This is a genomic window from Tannockella kyphosi, from assembly GCF_021054785.1.
Classification (GTDB): domain Bacteria; phylum Bacillota_I; class Bacilli_A; order Erysipelotrichales; family Coprobacillaceae; genus Tannockella; species Tannockella kyphosi.
In genome coordinates, this window is sequence record NZ_CP088239.1 from 728,689 (window position 1) to 752,196 (window position 23,508).

Consider the following 23,508-nt stretch of genomic DNA (forward strand, 5'->3'; position numbering starts at 1 on the left):
AAACGCAACAGATGATACACTTCTTTCAGCTATGGAAAATGCAAACAATGCAGAAGTTGATACGGATATGAAAGGGATTGGAACACCTGCAACTCGTGCCGGTATTATGGAAAAACTCATTAAAACTGGTCTTGTAGAACGTAAAGGTGATAAGAAAGTAAAATATTTTATCCCTACACACAAAGGCATTGCACTTGTGACAGTATTGCCCGAAGATATTCAGTCCCCACTACTAACAGCAGAATGGGAAGAAAAATTAAAGGAAATCGAACAAGGTAAGCTATCGGCAAATGCCTTTTTAGAAGAAATTTCTAGTATGACTACTTCTCTAGTAAACACCTATGAATGTATCAAGGGAGCAAATACTCTGTTCCCTAGAGAAAATGCAGGTGCTAAAGTCGGCACTTGCCCTCGATGTGGAGCTGATGTAACCGAGAATAAAAAAGGCTTTTGCTGTTCCTCTAGAGATTGTCAATTCGCAATTTGGAAAGAAAACAAGTTCTTTACTGCTAAGAAAAAAACAGTAACCAAAGCTCTTGTATCAGAACTACTAAGTAAAGGTAAATCTACTCTCAAAGGTTGCTACTCAGCTAAAACTGGAAAGAATTATGATTGTATCGTAGTGCTTGATGATACTGGTGGTAAGTATGTAAACTTTAAGATGGAGTTTGGGAAAAAGTAGAAGTTTGGGTAGTTTGCGAATGGATTTAATTTGTTAAATGGTGTAAAATGTTTCTGTAAGATTATTTCGATAATCTTGAAATAAGTAAAACATGGTTGAAATACCATGCAATTTATATAATGAATGGAGTTCTTGAATGAAAAATAAGACAAAGAAGATATTTGCTATTTCAACTGTTATAGCTTTACTTGGAGTAATAGTATATTTTATAGTTGCTAATCCGTTGGTGTCTATTAATAATCAAAAATTGGAAAATTCGATTAAATCTATTGAAACTGAAGCAATACAATTAAACGATATTGTTCCTTTTGAATGGGATATTATGTATACTTTTTCGCCCTATGCAAGTCAAGATGAGATAGAGCAAATTATTGGATTTGAAAGTGCAGATGTGAAAGAAAATAATATCAGCGAGGGAATGGTTCATTTGCTTTTTGTTAAAGATGATAAAGTAGTAGCAAGTGTGCTTGGATATAGTAGCAATTTAGGTTATAGTATAGATTTTACAGAGAAAATAACATATGCAGAAAATGCACAATTCAGTGTAATAAATAGTGATGATGTTATAACCTTGAGCTACACAAAATGAGCAAACCTCGCATACTACCCAAAACAAAATTGTCATACGCAAAATAAATCTAATTAAATACACTAAGTCTAACCACTTCTACGGAGGTGGTTTTCTTATGCCCAAAAACAAGAAAGGAGCTATATAATATGGCTGAAAACGATGTAAAACAATCTCCGAAAGAGAGATTAAAAGAAATTACCGACAGCATTGAAACTGGGATACAAAATCTTTTCGAGAGTGAAAAGTATATGCAGTATCTTAAAACCATGAGCAGATTTCACAAGTATTCCCTAAACAACACCATGCTCATTTCAATGCAAAATCCCGATGCGACTTTAGTTGCAAGTTTTAACAAATGGAAAGATACTTTTTCTCGTAATGTGAAGAAAGGTGAAAAAGGAATTAAGATTATTGCCCCAACACCTTACAAAATCAAAGAAGAACGAGAAAAACTTGATCCAATCACCAAAGCACCAGTCCTTGATGCTAACGGACAAATTGAATTAGAAGAAGTTGAAAGACAGATACCTATGTTCCGTGTGGTATCTGTCTTTGACGTTTCACAGACTTATGGTGAGCCACTCCCTACACTTGCTAATGATTTAACTGGAAATGTGGAACAATTCGATACCTTTATGGAAGCACTAAAACGCACTTCAACAGTACCGATTGAGTTTAATCCAATAGCAGATGGCTATTATCATCTTGTAGATAAGAAAATTGTTATTCGTGAGGGAATGAGTGAAGTACAAACTATTTCAGCTCTTATTCATGAGATTGCACATTCGAGATTGCACGATTATGAATTTAAAAGACAGGCACAGCAAGAAGAAAATGCAGCACCTATTGAACCGAAAAGTCGTAATACCGAAGAAGTAGAAGCAGAAAGTATTAGCTTTGCTGTTTGTAACTATTATGGCATTGAAACAAGTGATAATAGTTTTGGTTATATTGCGAATTGGAGCAAAGATAAAGAATTAAAGGAGCTTAAATCTTCTCTTGAAACAATCAATAAGACTTCATCAGAATTGATTACTTCTATCGACAAGCATTTTACAGAAATCACAAAAGAACATGAACAAGAAGTTGTTGTGGCTGTTCCACTTAGCAAAGAATTAGAAATTGCAAGTGCGATTGATAAATTTGCACAAGACTTTGATCCTTATGAGTACAACGACCAAGTTGCAGATACAGAAAGTCACATCAATGAAATTGCCGATAATCTTAGAACTGGCAACACGAAAGCAATCAAAGATTATTTAGTAGGTATTGATTTTAACGACCAACCTCATGAAAAGCTAAAGGCAAACAAACTTATGGAAGAAATCTATAAATATGAGATGTTCAACTATCCTCGTGAACTTGCCTATAAGATTGGTGATGGTTATCTTGCTATTCATGACTGCGATGAGGGATTTGATTACAGCTTTTATGATATGGACTTTAACCTAATTGATGGTGGTGTCTATGATGACATTGAACTTAACATTTACGAAGCAATTCATGAGGTTGCAGAATTTGATGATGGTTTTTCTATTTGGGATAGAGAAAATGTAGAAAAAGTTGACTATGAGGATTTAACAGAAAAAGCTGAAAATATAGAATTATCAAAAGTGGTAGGAACTGTAAAGTATAGTGATGTTACCAATGAGTTTGTAATTTCATCACCACTATTTAAAGATGCTAACCTGCCACTATATACTAATCGTGAAGGTGAAAAGTTTGTCTTTGGTTTTGGTAATTTAGGTGGTGGCACAAATGTATGGAACTTCCTTGATGAAACCAATAATGACTACACCAATGTGGCACATATTTCAGATACTGGAGAACTAAAGCTATTAGTCGATAATCTTCCCGATACTGCAAAAAAAGCACTTGAAGAAAAGGCAACAGAAATTCGTAGTGAAATTGAAACACAAATGAAAATGCCCGATCCAAATGTAACACTAGATGAAATGTTTGATTATGGTTATACAGCATTAGAACTTCTACCACTATCAAAAGAAAGAGCCTTAGAACTCTACAATGAGGATTTAACTATTTATGCCTTATATCCCGATGATAGCGAAGGTATGGTTTTTGAATTAAGCGAGTTTGAGGAACATGAGGGTTATTTTGGTATCGAAGTGGTTGACTGGGAAAAATATTTAGACTTGCAGAAAATGAAGGAACATCAATGGAGCTTATCTTCACAAGAAGAAAAAGCCTTTGTAGAACGAAAAGACGAAAGTTTTGCTATTTATCAATTAAAATCGGGAACTGAGTTTAGAGATTATCGTTTTACTGGTGCTGAAGAATTGGAACGCATGGGGAAAGAAATTGACAGAGATAATTACAATCTTATCTACACCGATGGACTTCAAAATGTAGAAAATGTAAGTCATGCTCTAGAGTGCTTATATTATGATTTCAACCACGATAAACCCGATGATTTTATCGGTCATTCTTTGTCAGTTAGTGACACCGTTGCTATCAATATGAATGGTGCTGTATCATATCATTATGTTGATACAGTAGGTTTTAAGGAGCTAGAACACTTTGTAGCTCCTAATCCCGACAATCATTTAACTGGAGAGAAAATTGCTACTCCACGAGGGAATTTCTTTTTAACATCATTAAGTAAAGAAGAAATGCAGGCTCAAGGTTATGGTGTTCACCATAATTCGGACGATGGCAGATATGCGATTATGGGTAATGGTACAATCGCTTATGCAGTAGCAAATGAAAATCCACTTAAAAATGCAGAAATTAGCACAGAGCAAAATTTCAATATGATTGACGGAACTCTAAACAATCAACCAACAGTTGCTGAACTGGAGCATGATGCAAAGAATGGTAAGCCTATTTCACTAATGGATCTACTCGATGCAACACGCAGGGAACAAAAACAACAACCAAAAGTAAAAAAAGAAAAGCAGGCACAATCTAAAAGTGCAGAAATGGAGCGATAATTATGAAATTCACAGTTGAAGAAACAAACCTAATGTGCATTTATGGTACGGACTCAAGACAAGGCTTGATTGCAGAGCTTGAAGAAATGCAACCACATTTACAAGAAGATGAAGTAGAGTTAGTAGACCTTACAAGGTCCACTCTAGCAAAACTTCATACTATGAGTAATGAAGAATTTGAGGAAGTAAAAAGTGAACTGGTAGCTGATTTTGAGTAATAAAATAAATTTTCTTATTAACATTTGAACTGTAGATTTTTGATATTTATTTATGGTATACTTTATGTGCGTAGATTATCTTGATAATCTAAAGGCAACGAAAACACGGTTGAAATACCGTGCAATTTATATAATCTCATAGGGTGCTGAAATCAAGTGTGCAAAGGAGGATATAGTGAAAAGATTTGAAAAGGTTTTCTACTTAGTAGAAGTGTTAATTATAGTAATTTTTATTTTAACATGTCATTTTATTTCCCAAATCGAATTTAACAGTAATGGTATAATTGTTTTGCTATTATCTTTATTATTAACTGTGTTAGCATGTGCATTGAATGTAGCTGTATTGATACTACAAAAAGAAAAAAATAAAAGTGAGTAGTAAATATCTGGTTGCCGAACATAATGAGCAATACACTTGTACCAGTACCAAAAACAAAAAACGAATAAAATAAATCTAATTAAACATAGCACTTGTTGACTAAACCTCAATGAGTGCTTTTCTTATACCCAAAATTTAACTAGGAGGAAAAATTATGGCATTAAAACGAGAAGAAGTTGCCCAGTTGTATGAAAATACCTCTAGGCAAGTAACCAGTAGTCTTGCGAATTGGACTAACTTTTTAGAAGTTGTTGGCAAGCTCTACAAATATCCTTACCATGAGCAGCTTATGATTTACGCACAAAAACCCGACGCCACTGCTTGTGCTGAGTTCGGTTTATGGAACAATCGCATGAATAGGTATGTAAAACGAGGTACAACGGGTATCGCACTTATTGATCCGAGTAACGATAATCAGAAAATCAAATATGTCTTTGATTTAGCAGATACGGGTGGCAAAGAAAATGCACAACGACCTTTGTTGTGGGAAATGCAAAATCACCATGAAAAACCAATCCTTGAAATGCTACAAGATAAATTTGATGTATCAAGTGATAATCTGTATGAAGCAATCGACATCATTGCAACAACACTATCAAAAGAGTATTATGATGACAACAAAAAGGATATTCCTTATCTTGTAGAAGATAGTTTTTTAGAAGAACTTGATGATTTCGATATTGAGCAAACTTTTAAAAATGCTTTATCAGTCAGTGTTGCTTATACTCTTATGAAGCGATGTGGACTTGATACAGAGGATAGATTTTCACATGAGGACTTCTTACCTATCTTCGATTTTAACACTACTGCTACTGTTACATTCTTGGGTACAGCAGTAAGTGAACAAACGGAACAAGTATTTAGAGAAATTGCAAAAACCATTGTAAAAACCATTGTAAAAACTGAAAGGAGCATACAACATGAACAACTTGACTTACAAAACGGAGGGCGATTACAAAATCCCGAACTTGGAATTGAAACAAGAACAGCCAGTAACACTGGGCAAATATGGGAAAATGAGAAAAGCACATCTCATGGAACATCGCAAACCATTATTCAATCACCTACTACTGAGCGAGAAATTGACAGCTCATCTAGTGGAAATCGACCAAACAGCGAACAGACGAATGGAACAGTTGATGAAAGACCTCGAGAAGAAACAACCGTCACCGAACAAGATGACACACCAACTAGAATGGGTAGCACATCAGAACAGCCTACAAGCACAGGCAGAGGAAGTAATCTTGACGGAGTTGATTTACAGCTAAGACCTACTCTTGATGATATTGTGCTTGATGAAACTGTTAAGCCACAGCAAATGAGCCTATTTCCAACCGAAGAACAACAGATTACAAGTATAGCCGACAGACAAAATGCCAACACACTCAGTGTGACAGCAAAAAGTCAGTCGGCTATTTCTATTTCAGAAGAAGAAATCATTCATGGCTTACTAAGAGGAACTGGATTTGTTGATGGGAAATTGCGTGTATATGATTTGTATCAAAAGGATTTATCACCTAAAGAAATTGCCAATTCTATCAAGTCCGAATATGGACATGGTGGAGGAAGTCACGACTATTTAGATGGTAATAGAGGTTGGATAGATTGTGAGCCTTCCAAAGGATTATTATTTAGTATTCATGGTATTGAGGGAAAATTCAAATTATCGTGGTCTGATGTTGAAAAGAAAATTAGGTCATTAGTTACTAATGACAGTTATTTAACTATGGATGAAAAAGCAAAGTATGAAGAACAACAACTCGCTAAAGCAGGAATTGATAGTAAATTTTTCTTAGATGATGAAGAATTATCGGGTATCGTAAATAACTTTATATTAGCTAGTGATGTAACGGATCAAACATTGCAACATCAAACAGATATTTATGAAGCATTTGTCACTCAAACAAGTCTTGAAGATAAATTGAGTTTGATTAAATCTACCTACGGAAATCTTGATACATCTTACGTTACTGAGGGTGGTGATTATCTTGAAGAAGTAAAATCCGACGTGATTGGAATTAACTTTAAACGAGGTGGTCAGCCTTTTTCTGTTACCTATGATGATATGGTTACTCGTATTGATACTCTTATTGCAAATAACGATTATCCTCATAAAGAAGATGTTGTAGAAATCACGCAAGATGACATTGACAATGCTATTTTAGAATGGAATGGTGATGAAGAAAGCAAAGCTCGTGTTCTATCTTATATGCGTGAACATAGTCGTGAACGAGGTACTGCACTATGGTTACAAAATGAGTATGGCAATAATCTTCCTGCATTACTTGTTGTAAAAGGTGAATTATCTGAAAGTATCCCTTGGGCAAAAGTGCAGCGACAACTTGGCAAATTCATTGCTGAAGATAAATTCTTTGTGACAGATAGCAAAGATAGATACACCCTAGAACAGACCTCAGATGCCTTTGAGGAGCCTTTTGCTGTAAGGGATAATCTAATCCCCGATAACTCACTAGACCGTTACCATGCAGTAGAGGGGCATATACAGACCTTTGAAACAGAGGAAGATGCACAAACAGTTATTGAGCAGTTAAATGATAATGCAAGATATACAGTTAAGTATATTACAGAGGGATTTGACAGTTCCTATGTACTTGATGATAAAGAATTTGACATTGAGGGATTTGTAAAGCATGAATACGCAGATTTGTTCTATCAATCCTATGGAACTCGTGAAGAAGCACAAGCAGTTGCAGATAAACTTAATGCACTTTCAGAACATACTCCACCCGAGTTGATTTTCTTTGTTGATTTTAAAGATGTTGATATTGATTACTCAAAGTACAATGATAGAGATGTCATTGGTTATAATATTGATGGTGTTAAGTACACAGTTGGAAAAAGTGGGGATTTAACTTATACAACGCAAGAAACAGCTATTACACCTTATGGTGAAGTGCTAGGCGATAATATGACTGCTGATGTATATGAGAAATTCAAAGCTTGGAAAGAAAGCCTTTCAGCTCCACAAGAAGAAATCACAGAACCAGTACAAGTGGTAAAAGGTGAAAACTTCCGTATTACAGATAGTGATTTAGGTCATGGAACAAAGTCTGAAAAATACAAAGCGAATATGCAAGCTATTAGAACTTTGCAAACACTTGAAACTGAAAATAGACTTGCAACAGAGGAAGAACAAATTATTCTTTCAAAATATGTAGGTTGGGGTGGATTACCCGAAGTATTCGAGGAAGGTCATGTAGGATATGCAGAACTTAAATCAAGACTTACAGACGAAGAATATGCAGCAGCAAGAGCAAGTGTTTTAAATGCTCATTACACTTCTCCAACTATTATTAAATCTATCTATGATGCAGTAGAAAGTATGGGATTTGCTACTGGTAATATCCTAGAGCCTAGTTGTGGTGTTGGTAACTTCTTTGGTATGTTACCCGACAGTATGCAAAGTTCTAATCTTTATGGTGTGGAATTGGACTCTATTACTGGTCGAATTGCAAAACAGTTATATCCTAATGCAAATATTGACATCAAAGGTTTTGAGAAAACAGACTATCCCGACAGTTTCTTTGATGTGGCAATCGGTAATGTTCCATTTGGTGATTATGGCTTGCTCGAAAAAAGATATGATGCCCAAAACTTTAAGATACACGACCACTTCTTTGCGAAATCCTTAGATAAAGTTAGACCGGGTGGTGTGGTTGCTTTTGTAACAAGCAAAGGTACACTTGATAAACGAAACTCTAATGTCAGAAAATATTTAGCACAAAGAGCCGAGCTTGTAGGTGCTATTCGTTTACCAAACAACGCATTTAAAGCCAATGCAGGAACAGAAGTTACATCAGATATTATCTTCCTACAAAAACGAGAAAACCCGATTGATATTCAACCAGACTGGGTGCATTTAGGTTACGATGAAAACAACGTGCCAATGAACAGCTACTTTGTAGAAAACCCACACATGGTACTTGGTACTATGAAAATGGTCAGTGGTAGATTTGGTGAAGAAAGCACTTGTACACCGATTGAGAGTGCAGCTCTTTCAGAACAGTTACAAACAGCAATTCAAAACATTGTAGCAACTATCCCCGAAGTGGAATTTGACAATACAGATACCTTAGTTGACACCTCTATTCCTGCTGATCCAAACGTGAAAAACTATTCCTACACAGTAGTAAATGGCGAAGTATATTATCGTGAAAATTCACGCATGAGTAAACCCGAACTGAACTCCACAGCAATAGGTCGTGTGAAAGGCATGGTTGCTATTAGAGAGTGCGTAAATGACCTAATTCGCTATCAATTAGATGATTACCATGAAGATGTTATCAAAGGCGAACAAGTGCGTTTAAACAACCTATATGACAACTTTACAAAGGAATATGGTCTTATCAATTCTCGTGGAAATGCTCTTGCATTTAATGGTGATAATTCCTACTATCTCTTAGCATCACTGGAAGATGTTAATGAGGACGGAACACTAAAAGCAAAGGCAGATATGTTTACCAAACGTACTATCAAACCTAGTGTGAAAGTTACTTCTGTTGATACTCCGTCAGAAGCTCTTGCTATTTCTATTTCAGAAAAAGCGAAAATTGATATGGAATTTATGTCACAGCTAACTGGAAAAACAGAACAAGAATTATTTGAGAATTTGCAAGGAGTTGTTTTCCTAAATCCAATGTATGGATTTGGAAGTAATACAGCTGAGAAATATGTAACAGCAGACGAGTATTTAAGTGGTAATGTGCGTGAAAAATTAGAATGGGCAAAACGTAGCATGGCTCTTTCTCCCGAAGATTATACAGTAAATGTAGAAGCACTAGAAAAGGCACAGCCAAAAGACTTAGATGCAAGTGAAATTGAAGTGCGTTTAGGTGCTACTTGGATTGACAAAGATTATGTAGAACAATTTATGTATGAAACTTTTGAAACACCAAGTTGGTCAAGAGGTGACTATGGTATCAGTGTAAAATTTGCAAATTTTACTGGTGAATGGAGTATCCGTAATAAAAACCAAGCAGGATACCGAGATGTTGCATCCACTTCTACTTATGGTACATCAAGAGCCAATGCTTATCGTATTTTAGAAGATACCTTAAATCTTCGTGATATTCGTATTTATGATACTGTGGAAGATGCAGACGGAAAAGAGAAACGAGTATTAAATAAGAATGAAACTACTCTTGCACAGCAAAAGCAACAACTTATCAAAGAGAAATTCAAGGAATGGATTTGGAATGATCCCGAACGTAGACAACACCTTGTAAAGCTCTACAATGAAAAATTTAACTCCACAAGACCTCGTGAATATGATGGCAGTCATATTACTTTTGGTGGTATCAATCCCGAAATCAAGCTAAGAGAACATCAGATTAATGCGATTGCTCATATCCTCTATGGAAATAACGTATTACTAGCTCACGAAGTTGGTGCAGGAAAGTCTTTCGAGATGGTTGCAGGTGCAATGGAAAGTAAACGACTTGGACTTTGCAATAAACCTTTAATTGCTGTACCTAATCATTTGACCGAACAAATGGCAAGTGAATTTTTAAGATTATATCCTGCTGCTAATATTTTAGTAGCAACGAAAAAAGATTTTGAAACTCGTAATCGAAAGAAATTCTGTGCAAGGATTGCGACTGGTGAATATGATGCAATCATCATGGGACATAGTCAATTTGAACGTATTCCCGTATCACTAGAAAGACAAGAACGATTACTTGATGAACAGATTGATGAAATTACAAATGGTATTGCAGAAGTAAAAGCTAGTGGTGGTGAGAAGTTCACTATCAAGCAATTAGAACGTACAAAAAAAGGCTTAGAAAAACGATTAGAGAAATTACAAGCCTTAGATCGTAAAGATGATGTTGTTACCTTTGAGCAATTAGGTGTAGATAAGTTGATTGTAGATGAAGCTCATGCTTACAAGAATGGATTTGTATTTACCAAAATGCGTAACGTGGCAGGTCTTGGCTCTAGTGAAAGTCAAAGGTCAGCAGATATGTTTATGAAATGTCGCTATCTTGATGAAATTACTGGTGGAAAAGGTGTCGTATTTGCAACGGGTACACCCGTCAGCAATAGTATGACGGAGCTATATGTTATGCAAAGATATTTACAATACAACACTCTAAAACAAGCAGGATTACTTCATTTTGATGGTTGGGCATCTACCTTTGGCGAAACGACTACTACCCTTGAAATCAATCCACAAGGAAGTGGGTATCGTGCAAGAACTCGTTTTGCTAAGTTCTTCAATCTTCCCGAACTTATGAATATGTTTAAGGAAGTTGCCGACATCAAAACAGCCGACCAATTAAACCTACCAACTCCCGAAATTATCTATGAAACTGTATCAGCAAAACCTACGGAATTGCAAAAAGAAATCGTACAAGAGCTTTCTAAACGTGCAGGACGAGTACAAGCAAATCTTGTAGATCCTTCAGAAGATAATATGCTTACCATTACCAATGACGGGCGAAAGTTAGGACTTGACCAAAGGGTATTTAACCCAATGCTACCCGATGATCCCGACAGTAAAGTAAACACTTGTGTCAGCAACATTTATGACATTTGGCAAGAAACAAAGGAAGATAGATTAACTCAATTACTATTTTGTGATTTATCAACTCCAAAGCCGAAACCAAAGGATGTTTTAAAAGTAGCAAAAGGCGAAAACATGGGCATCAATGGTGCAGAAGTTAATGCACTAGAATATGGTGTTGACATCGAAGAAGAAGCTACCTTAATTGAAAAGGAAATGCCTTTTAGTGTGTACCATGACATCAAAGATAAGTTAATTGATTTGGGTGTTCCCGAAGAAGAAATTGCCTTTATTCACGATGCTAAAACAGAAGTTCAGAAGAAAGAATTATATAACAAAGTTCGTAATGGTGATGTAAGGGTAATGCTTGGCTCTACTTCTAAATGTGGTAGTGGTATGAACGTACAAGATAGACTTGTGGCACTCCATGACCTTGATGCTCCTTGGCGTCCGGGTGATTTACGTCAGAGAAGTGGTCGTATTGAAAGGCAAGGTAACATGAATAAGCAAGCAAAGATTTTTCGCTACGTTACGGATTCAACCTTTGATTCGTATTTGTGGCAAACTCTTGAAAGTAAGCAGAAATTCATTAGTCAGATTATGACCAGTAAATCCCCAGTTCGCTCATGTGATGACCTTGATGAGTCGGCATTATCCTATGCAGAGATTAAAGCTCTATGTGCAGGAAATCCCAAAATAAAGTTAAAGATGGATTTAGATATTGAGGTAGCTAAGTTAAAATTGCTAAAGGCAAGTCACCAAAGTACCAAGTATCGACTGGAGGATCAACTACTTAAATATTATCCCGAAAGCATTAAGAAAAATGAAGATTATATTGTTGCATTTGAAAAAGACCTTGTAACTTTAGGGGATAACATTCCTCAAGGAGAGGATTTCTTACCGATGACGATAAAAGGAGACAGGTTAATAGATAAGGAGAATGCAGGTGCAGCACTTCTCGCTTGTGTGAATGAGGTTATTGGGAGAGAAAGTGTAGAAATCGGTGCGTATCGTGGCTTTTCTATGCATTTAAGTTATGATAGCTTTCACAATGAACATACGGTTACTTTAAAGGGGGCAATGAGCCACACGGTTGCTCTTGGGAAAGATCTAAGAGGTAATCTGACTCGTATAGATAATGTGCTTGAAAGCATGAATAAAAGGCTAGAAGGTGTAAAAGCACAGCTTGAAAATCTTCGTAAACAACAAGCAAATGCAGAAATCGAAAAGGAGAAACCATTTCCACAAGAGCAAGAATTAAAAGATAAGTCAGAACAACTAGCAGAATTAGATGCGGAATTGAATATGAGTGGTGGAGCCAATGAGGAACTAGTGGAACATGAGAATACCAAGATAGCAAAATCCTCACGTCCTTCTGTACTGGATACGCTCAAATCTATGCCAAAGCAAAAGATAGAGCCAAAGCCAAAGATAGAGCCAAAGCCAAAGCGAGAGTTGCAGGAGGTAAGGTAAATGGCAAATAGACAACGGAACATTCGATTACAATGTAGAGTTACGGAAGAAGAGAAAGCTCTTGTGGAGAGAAATATGCAACACCTCGGAACGAAGAACTTAGAAGCATATCTTAGGAAAATGGCAATAGATGGTTACATATTACAGCTAGATACTTCAGATATAAGAGAGCTAGTTAGATTGCTTAGAGTAACCAGTAATAGCTTAAATCAACTTGCAAAACGTGCAAATGAAACGGGGAATGTATATCGTGATGATATAGAAGAACTAACAGAAAGCTATGATAAAATGTGGAATATGGCAGAGGAAATTATGGTACGACTAGCGAGTATATAAGTAGTGATTTAGACTTCGTCCCAAATTGGGACGAAGTTGCTATCACAGTAAAAATGATGACATCATGGACTGAATTTTTGACTCTTGATATACTAGTAGTGGAACTAGAAAATTAATAGCAGGAGGTAGAAAATGCGAAAAATATTTAAAATAATTTCAATGCCAGCAGTCTTTTCCTTGGATATTTTACTTGCAATTGCAAAAGGGATTTTATATGTAGCAGGTGGGATAATGAATTTGCTAACAATACTTTGTTTGATAGCAGGAGTGATTGGAATGACGAATGAATTATATAGTTTTATGATTATACCTTCTCTTATATCAGCATTTTTATTATCACCTTTTGGGATACAACTTGTATTAATATACCTAACTGCAAATGTAGAACTATTTAGAGATTGGATAAGAGAAATATAAAAATTGCCCGACACTTCTTAATCAGATTTGTCGGGCATACTTTTATTTTGTACTAAAGGCTTCTAATAATTTGCTAATGATATCATTGGCTACTTCAAATTGATTTGGAGATAATTTTCTTAGTCTTGAAGCAATCGCTTCTACGTTATTATCGGGAGTAATATCAAATAATAATTCGTCAGCTGAAATAGATAAAAGAATACAAATCTTTTTCATGGTAGTAAGAGATATTCCTACAACACCACGTTCTAATGCAGAGATACTATTTGTTTCCATTTCTAATAATTCAGCAAATTTTTCTTGGGTAAAACCTGCTCGTTCTCGTTGGTATTTAACTCTAGCACCAATTTCGATGTTAATTTCTTTTTTATTTGCCATAACTAAACCTCCTAATATTAGTATAGGTAATACTAGAGTTGACTATAAGCGATTAATAATAGTACAATTATATGATTATTAATATTAGTTCCAACAAAAAAAGATGTATAATAAAAAGAAAGAGAGATAGAAGTATGGTAAATGCGAAAGAAATCTTTGAACGAGCAAAAATGCGACGTCTTACAGAGCATATTTTATATGGAGTATCAGTTCCGTCAGAGAATGAAGATTATGATAAGAGAATGGATAGAGCGTTTTGTATATTTGATAATCATGTAAAAGAATTAGCACATGAAAATGCAGATGATATTTCTGACCACGTAAATGAGCTGGTGCGAGAGACAACAGAAATATATATAGAAATAGGAATACAATCTGGTATAATGCTAATGATGGATTTTATGAAGAATACTGAAATGGTTGTGGCATTAAGTGAAAAGAACGAAGTGAAGTCCTGTTATAAAGAAATGTACTTTCTCTTATTTCAAACGATAACGAATGCACTGAATATTTTAGAAACAGAAGATGGTAATCAGACAGAGCAGATTAAAATATTATTGAAAGAAGCACAAACTAAGTCAGAACAAATCTTCATGGAACTACCATAAATAAGTGAGAAAAGGGGAAGAATATATGAGCAGTTATTCTGTAACAGAGTATTTGAAAAAAGTACAAATTAAGGAAAATCTAAAGTATAATTCAAAGGAATTTAGGGAGCAAGTAATAGCAGAGGGGGAACAGGCATATCACCTAGCAAATTTTTATGAAGCTTATCAGAAAAAATGTATTATGATTGTAAATCCAAAGAAACACATGGAATTTAAGCAGATAAAAAAATTACTAAAACAGCATTTTGTAATGCTATACGATGATGAGCCACTAGAAACATATGAGCTGAAATATTCAAAAAAGAATATGCAGGCATTGCTCACTATTCGTTGTGAAATGATAGTAAATAATGAGGGCGATAAGGTGACGAATAAATCTGAATTACTGGCACAGTTATTTGCAATGTATCAAGATAATTTCATAGAAGTGGAAGATGGGAAATACATTAAGATGATATTTACAATAAAGCTATATGATGAAATCTTTATCGAAGAAGATGATGTGAGATTGCAGGAACTGGCTGTAAAGTGCAAAGTCAGAATGAGTTATGACATAGAAAAACATATGAGAGAAGAGGGCATTTAGATGCTCTTTTTTTCTGCTCATTTAACAGAAAGGAGAGAAGAGTATGGCTACATCAAGGTTAATACCGATGCATAAAAACAAAGGGAAGAGTATTGCAAAATGCTTAGCAGATAGAACAGATTATGCGAAGAATTCTGAAAAGACCAATGCAGGGGAATATGTGTCATCTTATGAATGTGATCCAAGAACTGTACAAGGGGAATTCATGTTGTCAAAGAGAGCTTATCTTGATATTACAGGACGAACACAAGAGAGTGATGTGATTGCGTATCAGATACGACAATCATTTCGACCAGGGGAGATTACACCCGAACTTGCTAATAAATTAGGATATGAACTTGCAATGAATTTTACAAAAGGGAAGCACGCATTTATCGTAGCAACTCATGTGGATAAGGCTCATATTCATAGTCATATTATCTTTAATTCTACGTCATTAGATTGTACAAGAAAGTTCAGAAACTTTTGGGGTAGTACCAGTGCTGTAAGAAAATTATCTGATAGAATATGCTTAGAAAATGGTCTTTCAATCGTAGAAAATCCTAAGCCGTCACGTGGGCATTATGGTAAATGGTTAGGAGATAAAAAATCGTTAAATCACTCTGATAAAATTAGAATGAGTATAGATAGCACGCTACAGAAAAAACCACAGACCTTTGAAGAATTTCTGCACCTTATGGAACTAGCAGGGTATGAAATTAAGAGGGGAAAACATATTGGGTTTAAGAGTGCAGAACAAGGCAAATTTATACGTTTTCGTTCATTAGGAAAAGGATACTCACAAGAAGAAATTCAATCAATCATCAGTGGGAAAGCAATACCGAGAGAGCAGAACAGTAGCAAGCAGAATTATAGAAAATCAATAAATTTACTAGTAGATATTCAAGTAAAAATCAATGAAGGAAAAGGTGCGGGATATGAGCAGTGGGCGAAGATATACAATCTAAAACAGATGGCTCAAACTATAAATTTCTTACGAGAAAATGATTTGCTAGACTACTCAAATCTTGAAGAACGAGCAGAGGAAATCACTGGGAATTTTGAAAGATTAAATGCAGAAATTAAGTCAGCAGAGAAACGTATGGGAGAGATACAAGTGCTACGAACTCATATCATCAATTATATGAAAACAAAAGATATTTATACCGATTATCGCAAGGCAGGGTACTCTAAGAACTTCTATGAAGAGTATGAAAGTGAGTTGATATTGCATAAAGCAGCAAAGACTGCTTTTGATGAATTAGGAACGAAAAAACTTCCAACAATGAAGTCATTACATGGGGAATATGCTGAGCTATTATCAGCGAAAAAAAAAGCATATGTTATCTATAAAAGTATGAAGAAAGATATGCAAGAAATACTTCGAGCAAAAGAAAATGTTGACCGTATTTTGGAACTCAAAGAGGAACAAAAGGGCAAAGAAAAAACGCAGGAAGCAAGGTAATTGCTCCTGCGTCTACAGCATTGGTTACAGTGCGTGGCTCACAATTTATTGTGTCAATGGGGATTGGGGTAACCCCAACAAGTAAGCGTGTGGAAGCCGAAAGGGCGACCACAGGCATTGCTTGCCAGTATTTGTTCTAAGGGAAGATAAATATCTAATAATATATTATTATCATAAATACATCCATTTACTTTCATAAAAAAACTCCTAAATTAAGCTATCCTTAACATCAAACTTCGTTTTGAAATCTTCATAGCTATTTACCCAGTCAAATTTAATGAGATTGGATACAGCTTCAAAGTGGAGAGTACCACATTTGATTTTGTTTTGTTCAACCTCAGTTAAATCACTACGTTCTTTACCAGCTTTTGTTTCGACTATAAAGTAGATACCTAATGTTGTATCATTAGTCCCATCTTCTTTGCAGATTATTGCCCAGTCGGGAGAGTAGTTTCCGTAAGGAGTATCTATCACAAATCCACCTTTTTTAAGCTTTGTAAACAATACGATGTTTGAATTTTGCTCAAGTTTTTCGGCAAACTCTTTTTCACCTTTACTATCAAGTTTGTAATATTCGTTAAGAGCTGATTTTCTGTTTTTATCAGCTTTAAATACTTTCCACTCATCAATAAAATCTTCTTCTGTTATAGTGTCTACTGCGAAGATTTGCCCCTCATTTAGTTCGTAACCCTCGATGACTTCATAAGAATATACACTATTAGCTTTCGCATCATTCAGTGCTGTTAAAATCTTTTCCGTAATCTTATCCAATATGTCCGTGAAGTTTAAAGCTTCTCTTTTTTCTATGCCACTCAGTATTTTAAAAATCGCAAGTCGAGGGAGCATAGTGTGGTACATGATATAGTTGACAATTTCAAAATCACTTTTTGGAACAACCTTTGAACCTACCTCAATATCAAACTCCTTGTCACCCGATTTTTCAAGTTCAAACATACCAACATCAGAGAAGTTCGCTTTACTGGTTGTTATATTTACAGTTTGCTTAATAGCGAAAAATTGCAGATAATTATTTATATCATTTATCATCGAATTGATAAAATCATCTTTGTTGATATTGCATCTATATAGTGTTTTCTTTTTTAGCTTTTCACAAAGGTTGCTATACAGCTTTTCAAATTCATCTTCGGTAACAAATGCTCTCACTTTGTTATTGTAAGATGGATTATCCTTGTTTTTAACCTCGATACGTTTACTGCCTTTTTCAACCATTAACTGTACGAACTGTTCTTTTAGTTTAATGCTATGTTCCTGTAAAACTTCATCTGTAAAGATAAGAGTTTCAATAGCTTTCATAGTTTTTTCTGCATTATTTTTTAAAATATTATTGCTATCAAAGATACCATTGTTTTGAAGTTCTATTTTGAAAGTATCAACTAAATGAGGAGTGATGTATGCTTTCGGAATACCTGCTTTAGTAAGAGCAGCAGTAAGTACATCAGCAGTAACTTCATTCTTGTTGAAGTTCATACTATCATTAAAGTCATCTTGTAGCATACGAGAGAAGTTCTCATAGCTATCGTTTGCGATAACAGTTAATTCGTTGATGTTTGGATCTAAACATCTATTACCCAATGTATCAACGGGCAATCTTAGACCACGACCAATTTCTTGTTTTTTTGCAATTTCGCTACTGCCATTTTTAAGAGTACAAAGGGTAAATACATTTGGATTATCCCAACCCTCACGAAGTGCAGAGTGAGAGAAGATAAAGCTAAGTGGTTCATCAAATGAGATAAGTTCATCTTTCTTTTCTAAAATCAAGCTAATAGCTCTATCAATATCTTCTTGTGATTTTGCAGTAACATCAATGCCTTTTTTATCGTATTGTACTTCTGATATATTTTGCTTTTTATCAAGAGCAAAATAACCCTCACGAACAGCTAATACATCATCATAGGATTTAAAGCAATCTTTATATTTTTCTATTTTAGATTTGTTGTTAATAATAAATGCTTGATATTCTTCATCAAAAATTCTTAGGTACTCACCACGAGTATCTTCTCTATCATAGTCACGTACATTCTTTACAGCATCAATAAAAAACAAGGTAATTGCTTTGATGTTTTTACCTGCTTTAAGCATTGATAATTGCTTTTTAAAATGGCTGTGTATAGCTAGTCTTATTTGAATACGGACTGCTTGTATATCATCAAGACCATTGTTGCCTTCACCAATATTTAGCCTAAGCTCGCCACTATCAGTGAAAATTCTTAGTGGATTTTCTTTGTGAGGATTTTCAGCAATACGCATATTTTTGTATTGAGGGAGTCCACCCGAAATATCATGTAGTGAAGTGTTACCAATAACATCGACAGTAGTGAAGCGAATGCTATCACCTTGCTTTTGGGTAAACATCTCAATTCGTGCTTTTAAATCCTTTGTAAATGAAATATAACGGATATAAGGGTAGTCCCTATCAATAACACCATTTACTGTTTTAACACCGATTTTCTTTACCAAATCATTTTGATAAGCAGCATAAGAGTCTAACTTATATATTTGGTTATATAGTTGTTTATGCGTAGCAGAATAACGTAAAAGAAATAGTGGCTCTAGTTGTTCTAATGCTTGAAGTGACTTGGATTTTTTGCCTTTTTGCCCCTCGATTTTTTGTGGCTCGTCAATGATAATAACTGGGTTAATTGCTTTAATATCGTCCCATAAAATTTGCCCGTATTCATCATCAGTACGGATTTTATTATTGTCTTTATTAAATGCTTGGATGTTCATAACACAAATACTTAAATCGGTAGATTCAACAAGGGAACTACTGATTTTTTTTAGATTATTACTATCATAAACAAAGCTATGCTTATCTATATCAAGTCCGTATAATCTTTGGAAGTGTTCATTTAATTGTTCAATGGATTTTTCTACACCTTTACGAATTGCAATACTTGGTACTACAATCATAAATTTTTTTAGATTGTATTCTTTGTATAATTCTAAAATGGTACGCAGATACACATAAGTTTTACCAGTACCAGTTTCCATTTCTATTGTGAAGTTATTACCCTCTAGGAAGTTATCAGCAAATAGGTTGTTATTTAGTTGCACATTTCGTAGATTGTTAAGTACCTTTGTCCCGATGACGATACCCTCATTACGAATTGGATCTCCCTCAGCAAATTTTCTAATACGTTCGGGTCTATAAATACTGTCGGTTCTTCTTGGTGAACCCTTGAATAAATCCACAGTGGATTTAATCGCTTTTAATTGATAATCTAATTCATCATCAAATTGGAAATTTATTCTTTTTGCCATGATTTAACTCCTCTCAAATTTTATATATGTGGCTCATTAAATAAATTCCACTGTATAGGTCTGTTTTTTCTCACCACTGTTGCGTTCTACAAGTGCTTTTAGATGTCTGAACGAATAATCTTTAAGGTCAATATCATCTTTAAAGGCACTATCTCTAAACACAAATTTAATAGGCAGTGGGGCAAGGGCTGCAATTTTTTCTAGAAGTTCAGTTGTAATTTCTGTTTCAAGGCATACAAGATAAGAGCTTGCATATAGGTAGGTTCTTTCGCCAATATCATCCAATATTTCAAGTGTATCAGATAGGGGAACATCTTTTTGACGGAGCATAATTTCATATACAACATCAATATCTTTTGCACCAAATACAAAGTCCATACGATCACAATCATTTGCATATTCTAATACACTTTGTTGAACTGAATTTTCAATTATATTCCACTTAATATTCGTATCAGTAGTACGGAACACTTTAAAGCCGATATCAGGCACTTTTTTAGGTGGCTCATCAAGTTTTAATTGCTCGTTATTTTGTTCAATTTCAAGTTTTATTTTTTCGCCAGCACGTCGGATGCGTTCTTTTCCTATTTCGCAAATGTTTTTATAACCAGCGTTATAAGCTTCTGATTTTTCGTCGGTTATTTCTGGAAACTGCACCATAATGAATTTACGATTGCCACCATCTTCGGCATTAAGTTGCATTACTGCGTGGGCTGTTGTGGCAGAGCCGGAGAAGAAGTCGAGGATGATGTCATTATCACCTTGACTTATTATTTGAATAAAAAATTTAATCATTTGAGAATATTTAGGGAAATCAAAAAAATTATTGCCCATAAGTAATTTCAACTCATCAGTTCCTTTTTTTGTTGTAGCTAAATTGCTTAATACAGAGCGAGGATTGATAATAGTTTTTTCTTTTTCATAGAATAAAACTCCACTGCTATTAAAATAAAAATCTGTTACTCGTTGCCCTTTACTGTCAAAAACTTCATGTCCCTTAATAAAGTTTTCAACTTGGTTTTTCATTGCAAAACCAGCTTTAAGTGTAGTGTCTTTGACAAGTTTTCCATTTATAAATTGCATTTCATCTGATAGTATATATGTCTTTTCGCTACCACCAATTTCACCAGTGAATGTTGCATTTTCTCCTTCAAACCTAAATCCTTTAGGAAAAATAATTTCAACAGCAGGATTTTTTACAGAGATTTTTTTCAATGCCCCATGTCTAATATATTCTCCTTTATTGTAGTTTTTAAAATTAGGTAACATATTTTTGTTCCTACTATAACATAATACATATTCATGCCCTCTAGTAAAATGTCCAGCAGTTGTACCTGTTCCCAAATCCCATATTAAAGTAGATATATTATTTTCTTGACCAAAAACTTCATCACAAACTTTCTTCAAATTATCAACTTCATAATCATCAATACTAATAAAAACAACGCCATCATCAGTAAGTAAATTTTTTGCAATCTTTAGTCTTGGATACATCATATTAAGCCAGTTTGCGTGGTATTTGTTTTTTGATTTTTCGTTTTTTTGTAGTGGGTTTCCGTCCTCGTCTGCCACACCCTCTGCAACATCACTTTCTTTTTTATCCATTGCGAATTTATCGTTATATACAAAGTCATTACCAGTGTTATATGGTGGGTCTATGTATATCATTTTGATAGAACCATAGTAATTTTGGCGAAGAAGTTTCAGCACTTCAAGGTTATCGCCCTCAATATATAGGTTTTCAGTTTCTAGTGGGTTTTTGCTACCCGCGGCTATATATTTTAATGTTCTGTTATAAACATCTTCTTGTGATATTTTCTTTGCAGATTGTTTGCCCGACCAAGTAAGCTCGTACTTTTCGCTGTCCACTTCCTCAATCTTCCCCAGTTCTTCCTTTAATGCCTCAACATCAAGCATTCCGTCCTTAACAGCACTAGGGAAAAGCTGTGCTAAGGCTTTTAGATTGTCACCGACAATGTTGTTTATTCCTTGTGGTATTTTATTGTTTTCCATTTATTTTTTCTCCTTTAATTTTAACAAAATGGTATTTGTTTCTTTCAATTTCTCCTCTAGCATATCTTTAAGTCTTACTATTTCGGGTTTATAGTCAAGTATGGCTGATTTATACAATGACATATCAAAACAAAAATCGAGATTATGCTCCTTATTTCGTTCATCTATAAAATTACAATTAATTCGTACATCAGTGGCATTCACAAACTTCTTGTCTGAGCTTTTATATTCCGTATCTATTATATCGACATAAATTATATATTGTTGTTTCGGTGGCAGTGAAATAGGGGTTTGTTCTAATTTTGATATATGTTCAAAGAAAATTTCTTTATATATGCATTTTTTTGCTTCTTGATTAAATTTGATTTTTAATTCTTTAGCACTTGAAATTCCCGTATTTTCAACAATAAAAGCTAATCTACTTTCAATAAATTTAAAATTTATAATTATATTAGGCTTGTTCATTTCATCATAAAGTCTGAAGTTTTGCCAAAGTGCCAACGCTCCTAAACAAACAGTTCCTATAAACGTCAAAAAACTACCATAAAATGATAACAACTCATAATCTTTAAAAGATGTTACGGTGAAACAAAACCCCTTCATAGGGTATATAAGGTTAATTATTTGTGGAATAAAAGCTGAAATAATTATAATAACTACTATAACTATAATCCAAAACCACCATTGTTTATAAAAAGGTTTTTTCTTATTCAAATCTAATCCTCCTCAAATTTCAATTCGTTTTCATGTCCATAAGAGCATTCTGATATATTTTCATTATTCACGCTAACAGTTATATATTGTTTGAACGATATTCCGGTGATAGTAGTATTAGTGATATATAGTCTGAAGCATAAACCTCCTAGTGGTTTTTCCCAAAAGTCTTTGTATGTTTCATTCTTAAAATATATAAACATACAAAACAACTCATCTTCATGTTGGTTCAAGAGTGTTGAGATCCCTGCTTTAGGATGGTTTTGATTAAAACAAACAGCTTGCTCCACCGAAACAGTATCGGTTTTAATGCCTACGATTTCAATTCTATCAAATGCTATATGCCTTATAATGGCTTGTGACGTATTGGCAAGTTTGAAATTAACAACTTTACAATATTGCTGAATTTCATAATCTTTCTCATTGTCAATATCGATGTTCAACGTTATATAGTTATTCTTTAATTCCACTGTTTCGCCTGTATGAACACTATTAATTTTATTATGAGATTTAGAAAAATAATACCTTTCCATTGGAGCTGTGATAGATGTTGAATTTCTTGCACAGAATGTAGTCTGTCCAATTACAACATCTACAATCTTTATCACGGGTAATAAACTTTGTGCATTGATTTTTTGAAAGTAATTATTTTCTTTACTTAGGTTCTCATTGATTTTATTTAGTTTCTTATTTTGATAAAAAGCCAATGAACCCAAGGTAACAGTTCCAATAAAAGAAAGTATAGAGCCATAAAATAATATCATATCACTTGCAGAAAATACTGTGTTTGGTAGCCCGTCGGCTGTACCCTTTAAGTATGTATAGTTTATAATAAATGGAGTTGCTACAAGTACAAGTATAGTTGCTACTACACTTAGCCAAAACCACCATTGCATATAAAATATTTTTTTATCTTTATTCATCATA

General features: G+C 34.5%; 17 protein-coding genes and 1 pseudogene. 12 read left to right on the plus strand and 6 right to left on the minus strand.

The annotated features are described in order from the left end of the window. Positions 1-31 precede the first annotated feature (31 nt). The 9 genes and pseudogenes from LRR82_RS03820 (at position 32) to LRR82_RS03860 (ending at position 13,553) form a co-directional block, all read left to right on the plus strand. Positions 32-682 (plus strand): DNA topoisomerase, encoded by a 651-nt coding sequence (locus LRR82_RS03820; protein ID WP_249030204.1) that lies wholly within the window; start codon positions 32-34, stop codon positions 680-682. 136 nt (positions 683-818) lie between these two features. Then, positions 819-1,271, plus strand: coding sequence for a hypothetical protein (locus LRR82_RS03825; protein WP_249030205.1), 453 nt, complete (start codon positions 819-821; stop codon positions 1,269-1,271). 113 nt (positions 1,272-1,384) lie between these two features. Next, positions 1,385-2,326, plus strand: a pseudogene (locus tag LRR82_RS10935) (ArdC-like ssDNA-binding domain-containing protein); the annotation flags it as partial. 267 nt (positions 2,327-2,593) lie between these two features. Further along, complete coding sequence (locus tag LRR82_RS10940) at positions 2,594-4,204, plus strand: YodL domain-containing protein (RefSeq protein WP_399201162.1); 1,611 nt, start codon at positions 2,594-2,596, stop codon at positions 4,202-4,204. 2 nt (positions 4,205-4,206) lie between these two features. Continuing rightward, a complete protein-coding gene (locus tag LRR82_RS03835) occupies positions 4,207-4,422 on the plus strand; it encodes a transposon-transfer assisting family protein (RefSeq protein ID WP_249030207.1) in 216 nt (71 codons plus the stop codon). Positions 4,423-4,597: 175 nt separating this feature from the next. After that, positions 4,598-4,801 (plus strand): hypothetical protein, encoded by a 204-nt coding sequence (locus LRR82_RS03840; RefSeq protein WP_249030208.1) that lies wholly within the window; start codon positions 4,598-4,600, stop codon positions 4,799-4,801. 154 nt (positions 4,802-4,955) lie between these two features. Beyond that, positions 4,956-12,800 (plus strand): helicase-related protein, encoded by a 7,845-nt coding sequence (locus tag LRR82_RS11005; RefSeq protein ID WP_451923547.1) that lies wholly within the window; start codon positions 4,956-4,958, stop codon positions 12,798-12,800. Next, entirely contained in the window at positions 12,801-13,136 is a 336-nt protein-coding gene (locus tag LRR82_RS03855; protein ID WP_249030210.1) for a plasmid mobilization protein, read from the plus strand. Positions 13,137-13,268: 132 nt separating this feature from the next. Then, entirely contained in the window at positions 13,269-13,553 is a 285-nt protein-coding gene (locus tag LRR82_RS03860) for a hypothetical protein (protein WP_249030211.1), read from the plus strand. Positions 13,554-13,595: 42 nt separating this feature from the next. On the opposite strand, the gene LRR82_RS03865 is transcribed toward LRR82_RS03860, so the two are convergent. Further along, complete coding sequence (locus LRR82_RS03865) at positions 13,596-13,931, minus strand: helix-turn-helix domain-containing protein (protein WP_249030212.1); 336 nt, start codon at positions 13,929-13,931, stop codon at positions 13,596-13,598. Between the two features lie 170 nt (positions 13,932-14,101). On the opposite strand from LRR82_RS03865, the gene LRR82_RS03870 reads away from it, so the two are divergent. Genes LRR82_RS03870 through LRR82_RS03880 form a run of 3 tightly spaced genes read left to right on the plus strand, consistent with a single transcriptional unit; the run spans position 14,102 to position 16,569 of the window. After that, positions 14,102-14,539, plus strand: a complete 438-nt coding sequence (locus LRR82_RS03870; protein WP_249030213.1) for a hypothetical protein — start codon at positions 14,102-14,104, stop codon at positions 14,537-14,539. A 25-nt stretch (positions 14,540-14,564) separates the two neighbouring features. After that, positions 14,565-15,125, plus strand: coding sequence for a hypothetical protein (locus LRR82_RS03875; protein WP_249030214.1), 561 nt, complete (start codon positions 14,565-14,567; stop codon positions 15,123-15,125). 43 nt (positions 15,126-15,168) lie between these two features. Further along, positions 15,169-16,569, plus strand: coding sequence for a relaxase/mobilization nuclease domain-containing protein (locus LRR82_RS03880; RefSeq protein WP_249030215.1), 1,401 nt, complete (start codon positions 15,169-15,171; stop codon positions 16,567-16,569). A 53-nt stretch (positions 16,570-16,622) separates the two neighbouring features. Here the strand turns inward: LRR82_RS03880 and LRR82_RS03885 are convergent, their stop codons facing one another. Genes LRR82_RS03885 through LRR82_RS03905 form a run of 5 tightly spaced genes read right to left on the minus strand, consistent with a single transcriptional unit; the run spans position 16,623 to position 23,507 of the window. After that, positions 16,623-16,766, minus strand: a complete 144-nt coding sequence (locus tag LRR82_RS03885) for a hypothetical protein (RefSeq protein ID WP_249030216.1) — start codon at positions 16,764-16,766, stop codon at positions 16,623-16,625. A gap of 10 nt (positions 16,767-16,776) precedes the next feature. After that, positions 16,777-19,854 carry a restriction endonuclease gene (locus LRR82_RS03890; protein WP_249030217.1) on the minus strand — a complete coding sequence of 1,026 codons (3,078 nt, stop codon included), beginning with the start codon at positions 19,852-19,854 and terminating at the stop codon, positions 16,777-16,779. Positions 19,855-19,890: 36 nt separating this feature from the next. Continuing rightward, on the minus strand, positions 19,891-21,867 hold the full coding sequence (locus LRR82_RS03895; RefSeq protein WP_249030218.1) for a site-specific DNA-methyltransferase: 1,977 nt from the start codon (positions 21,865-21,867) through the stop codon (positions 19,891-19,893). Then, positions 21,868-22,581 (minus strand): hypothetical protein, encoded by a 714-nt coding sequence (locus LRR82_RS03900; RefSeq protein WP_249030219.1) that lies wholly within the window; start codon positions 22,579-22,581, stop codon positions 21,868-21,870. A 2-nt stretch (positions 22,582-22,583) separates the two neighbouring features. After that, positions 22,584-23,507 (minus strand): hypothetical protein, encoded by a 924-nt coding sequence (locus LRR82_RS03905; RefSeq protein ID WP_249030220.1) that lies wholly within the window; start codon positions 23,505-23,507, stop codon positions 22,584-22,586. Position 23,508: the final 1 nt, after the last annotated feature.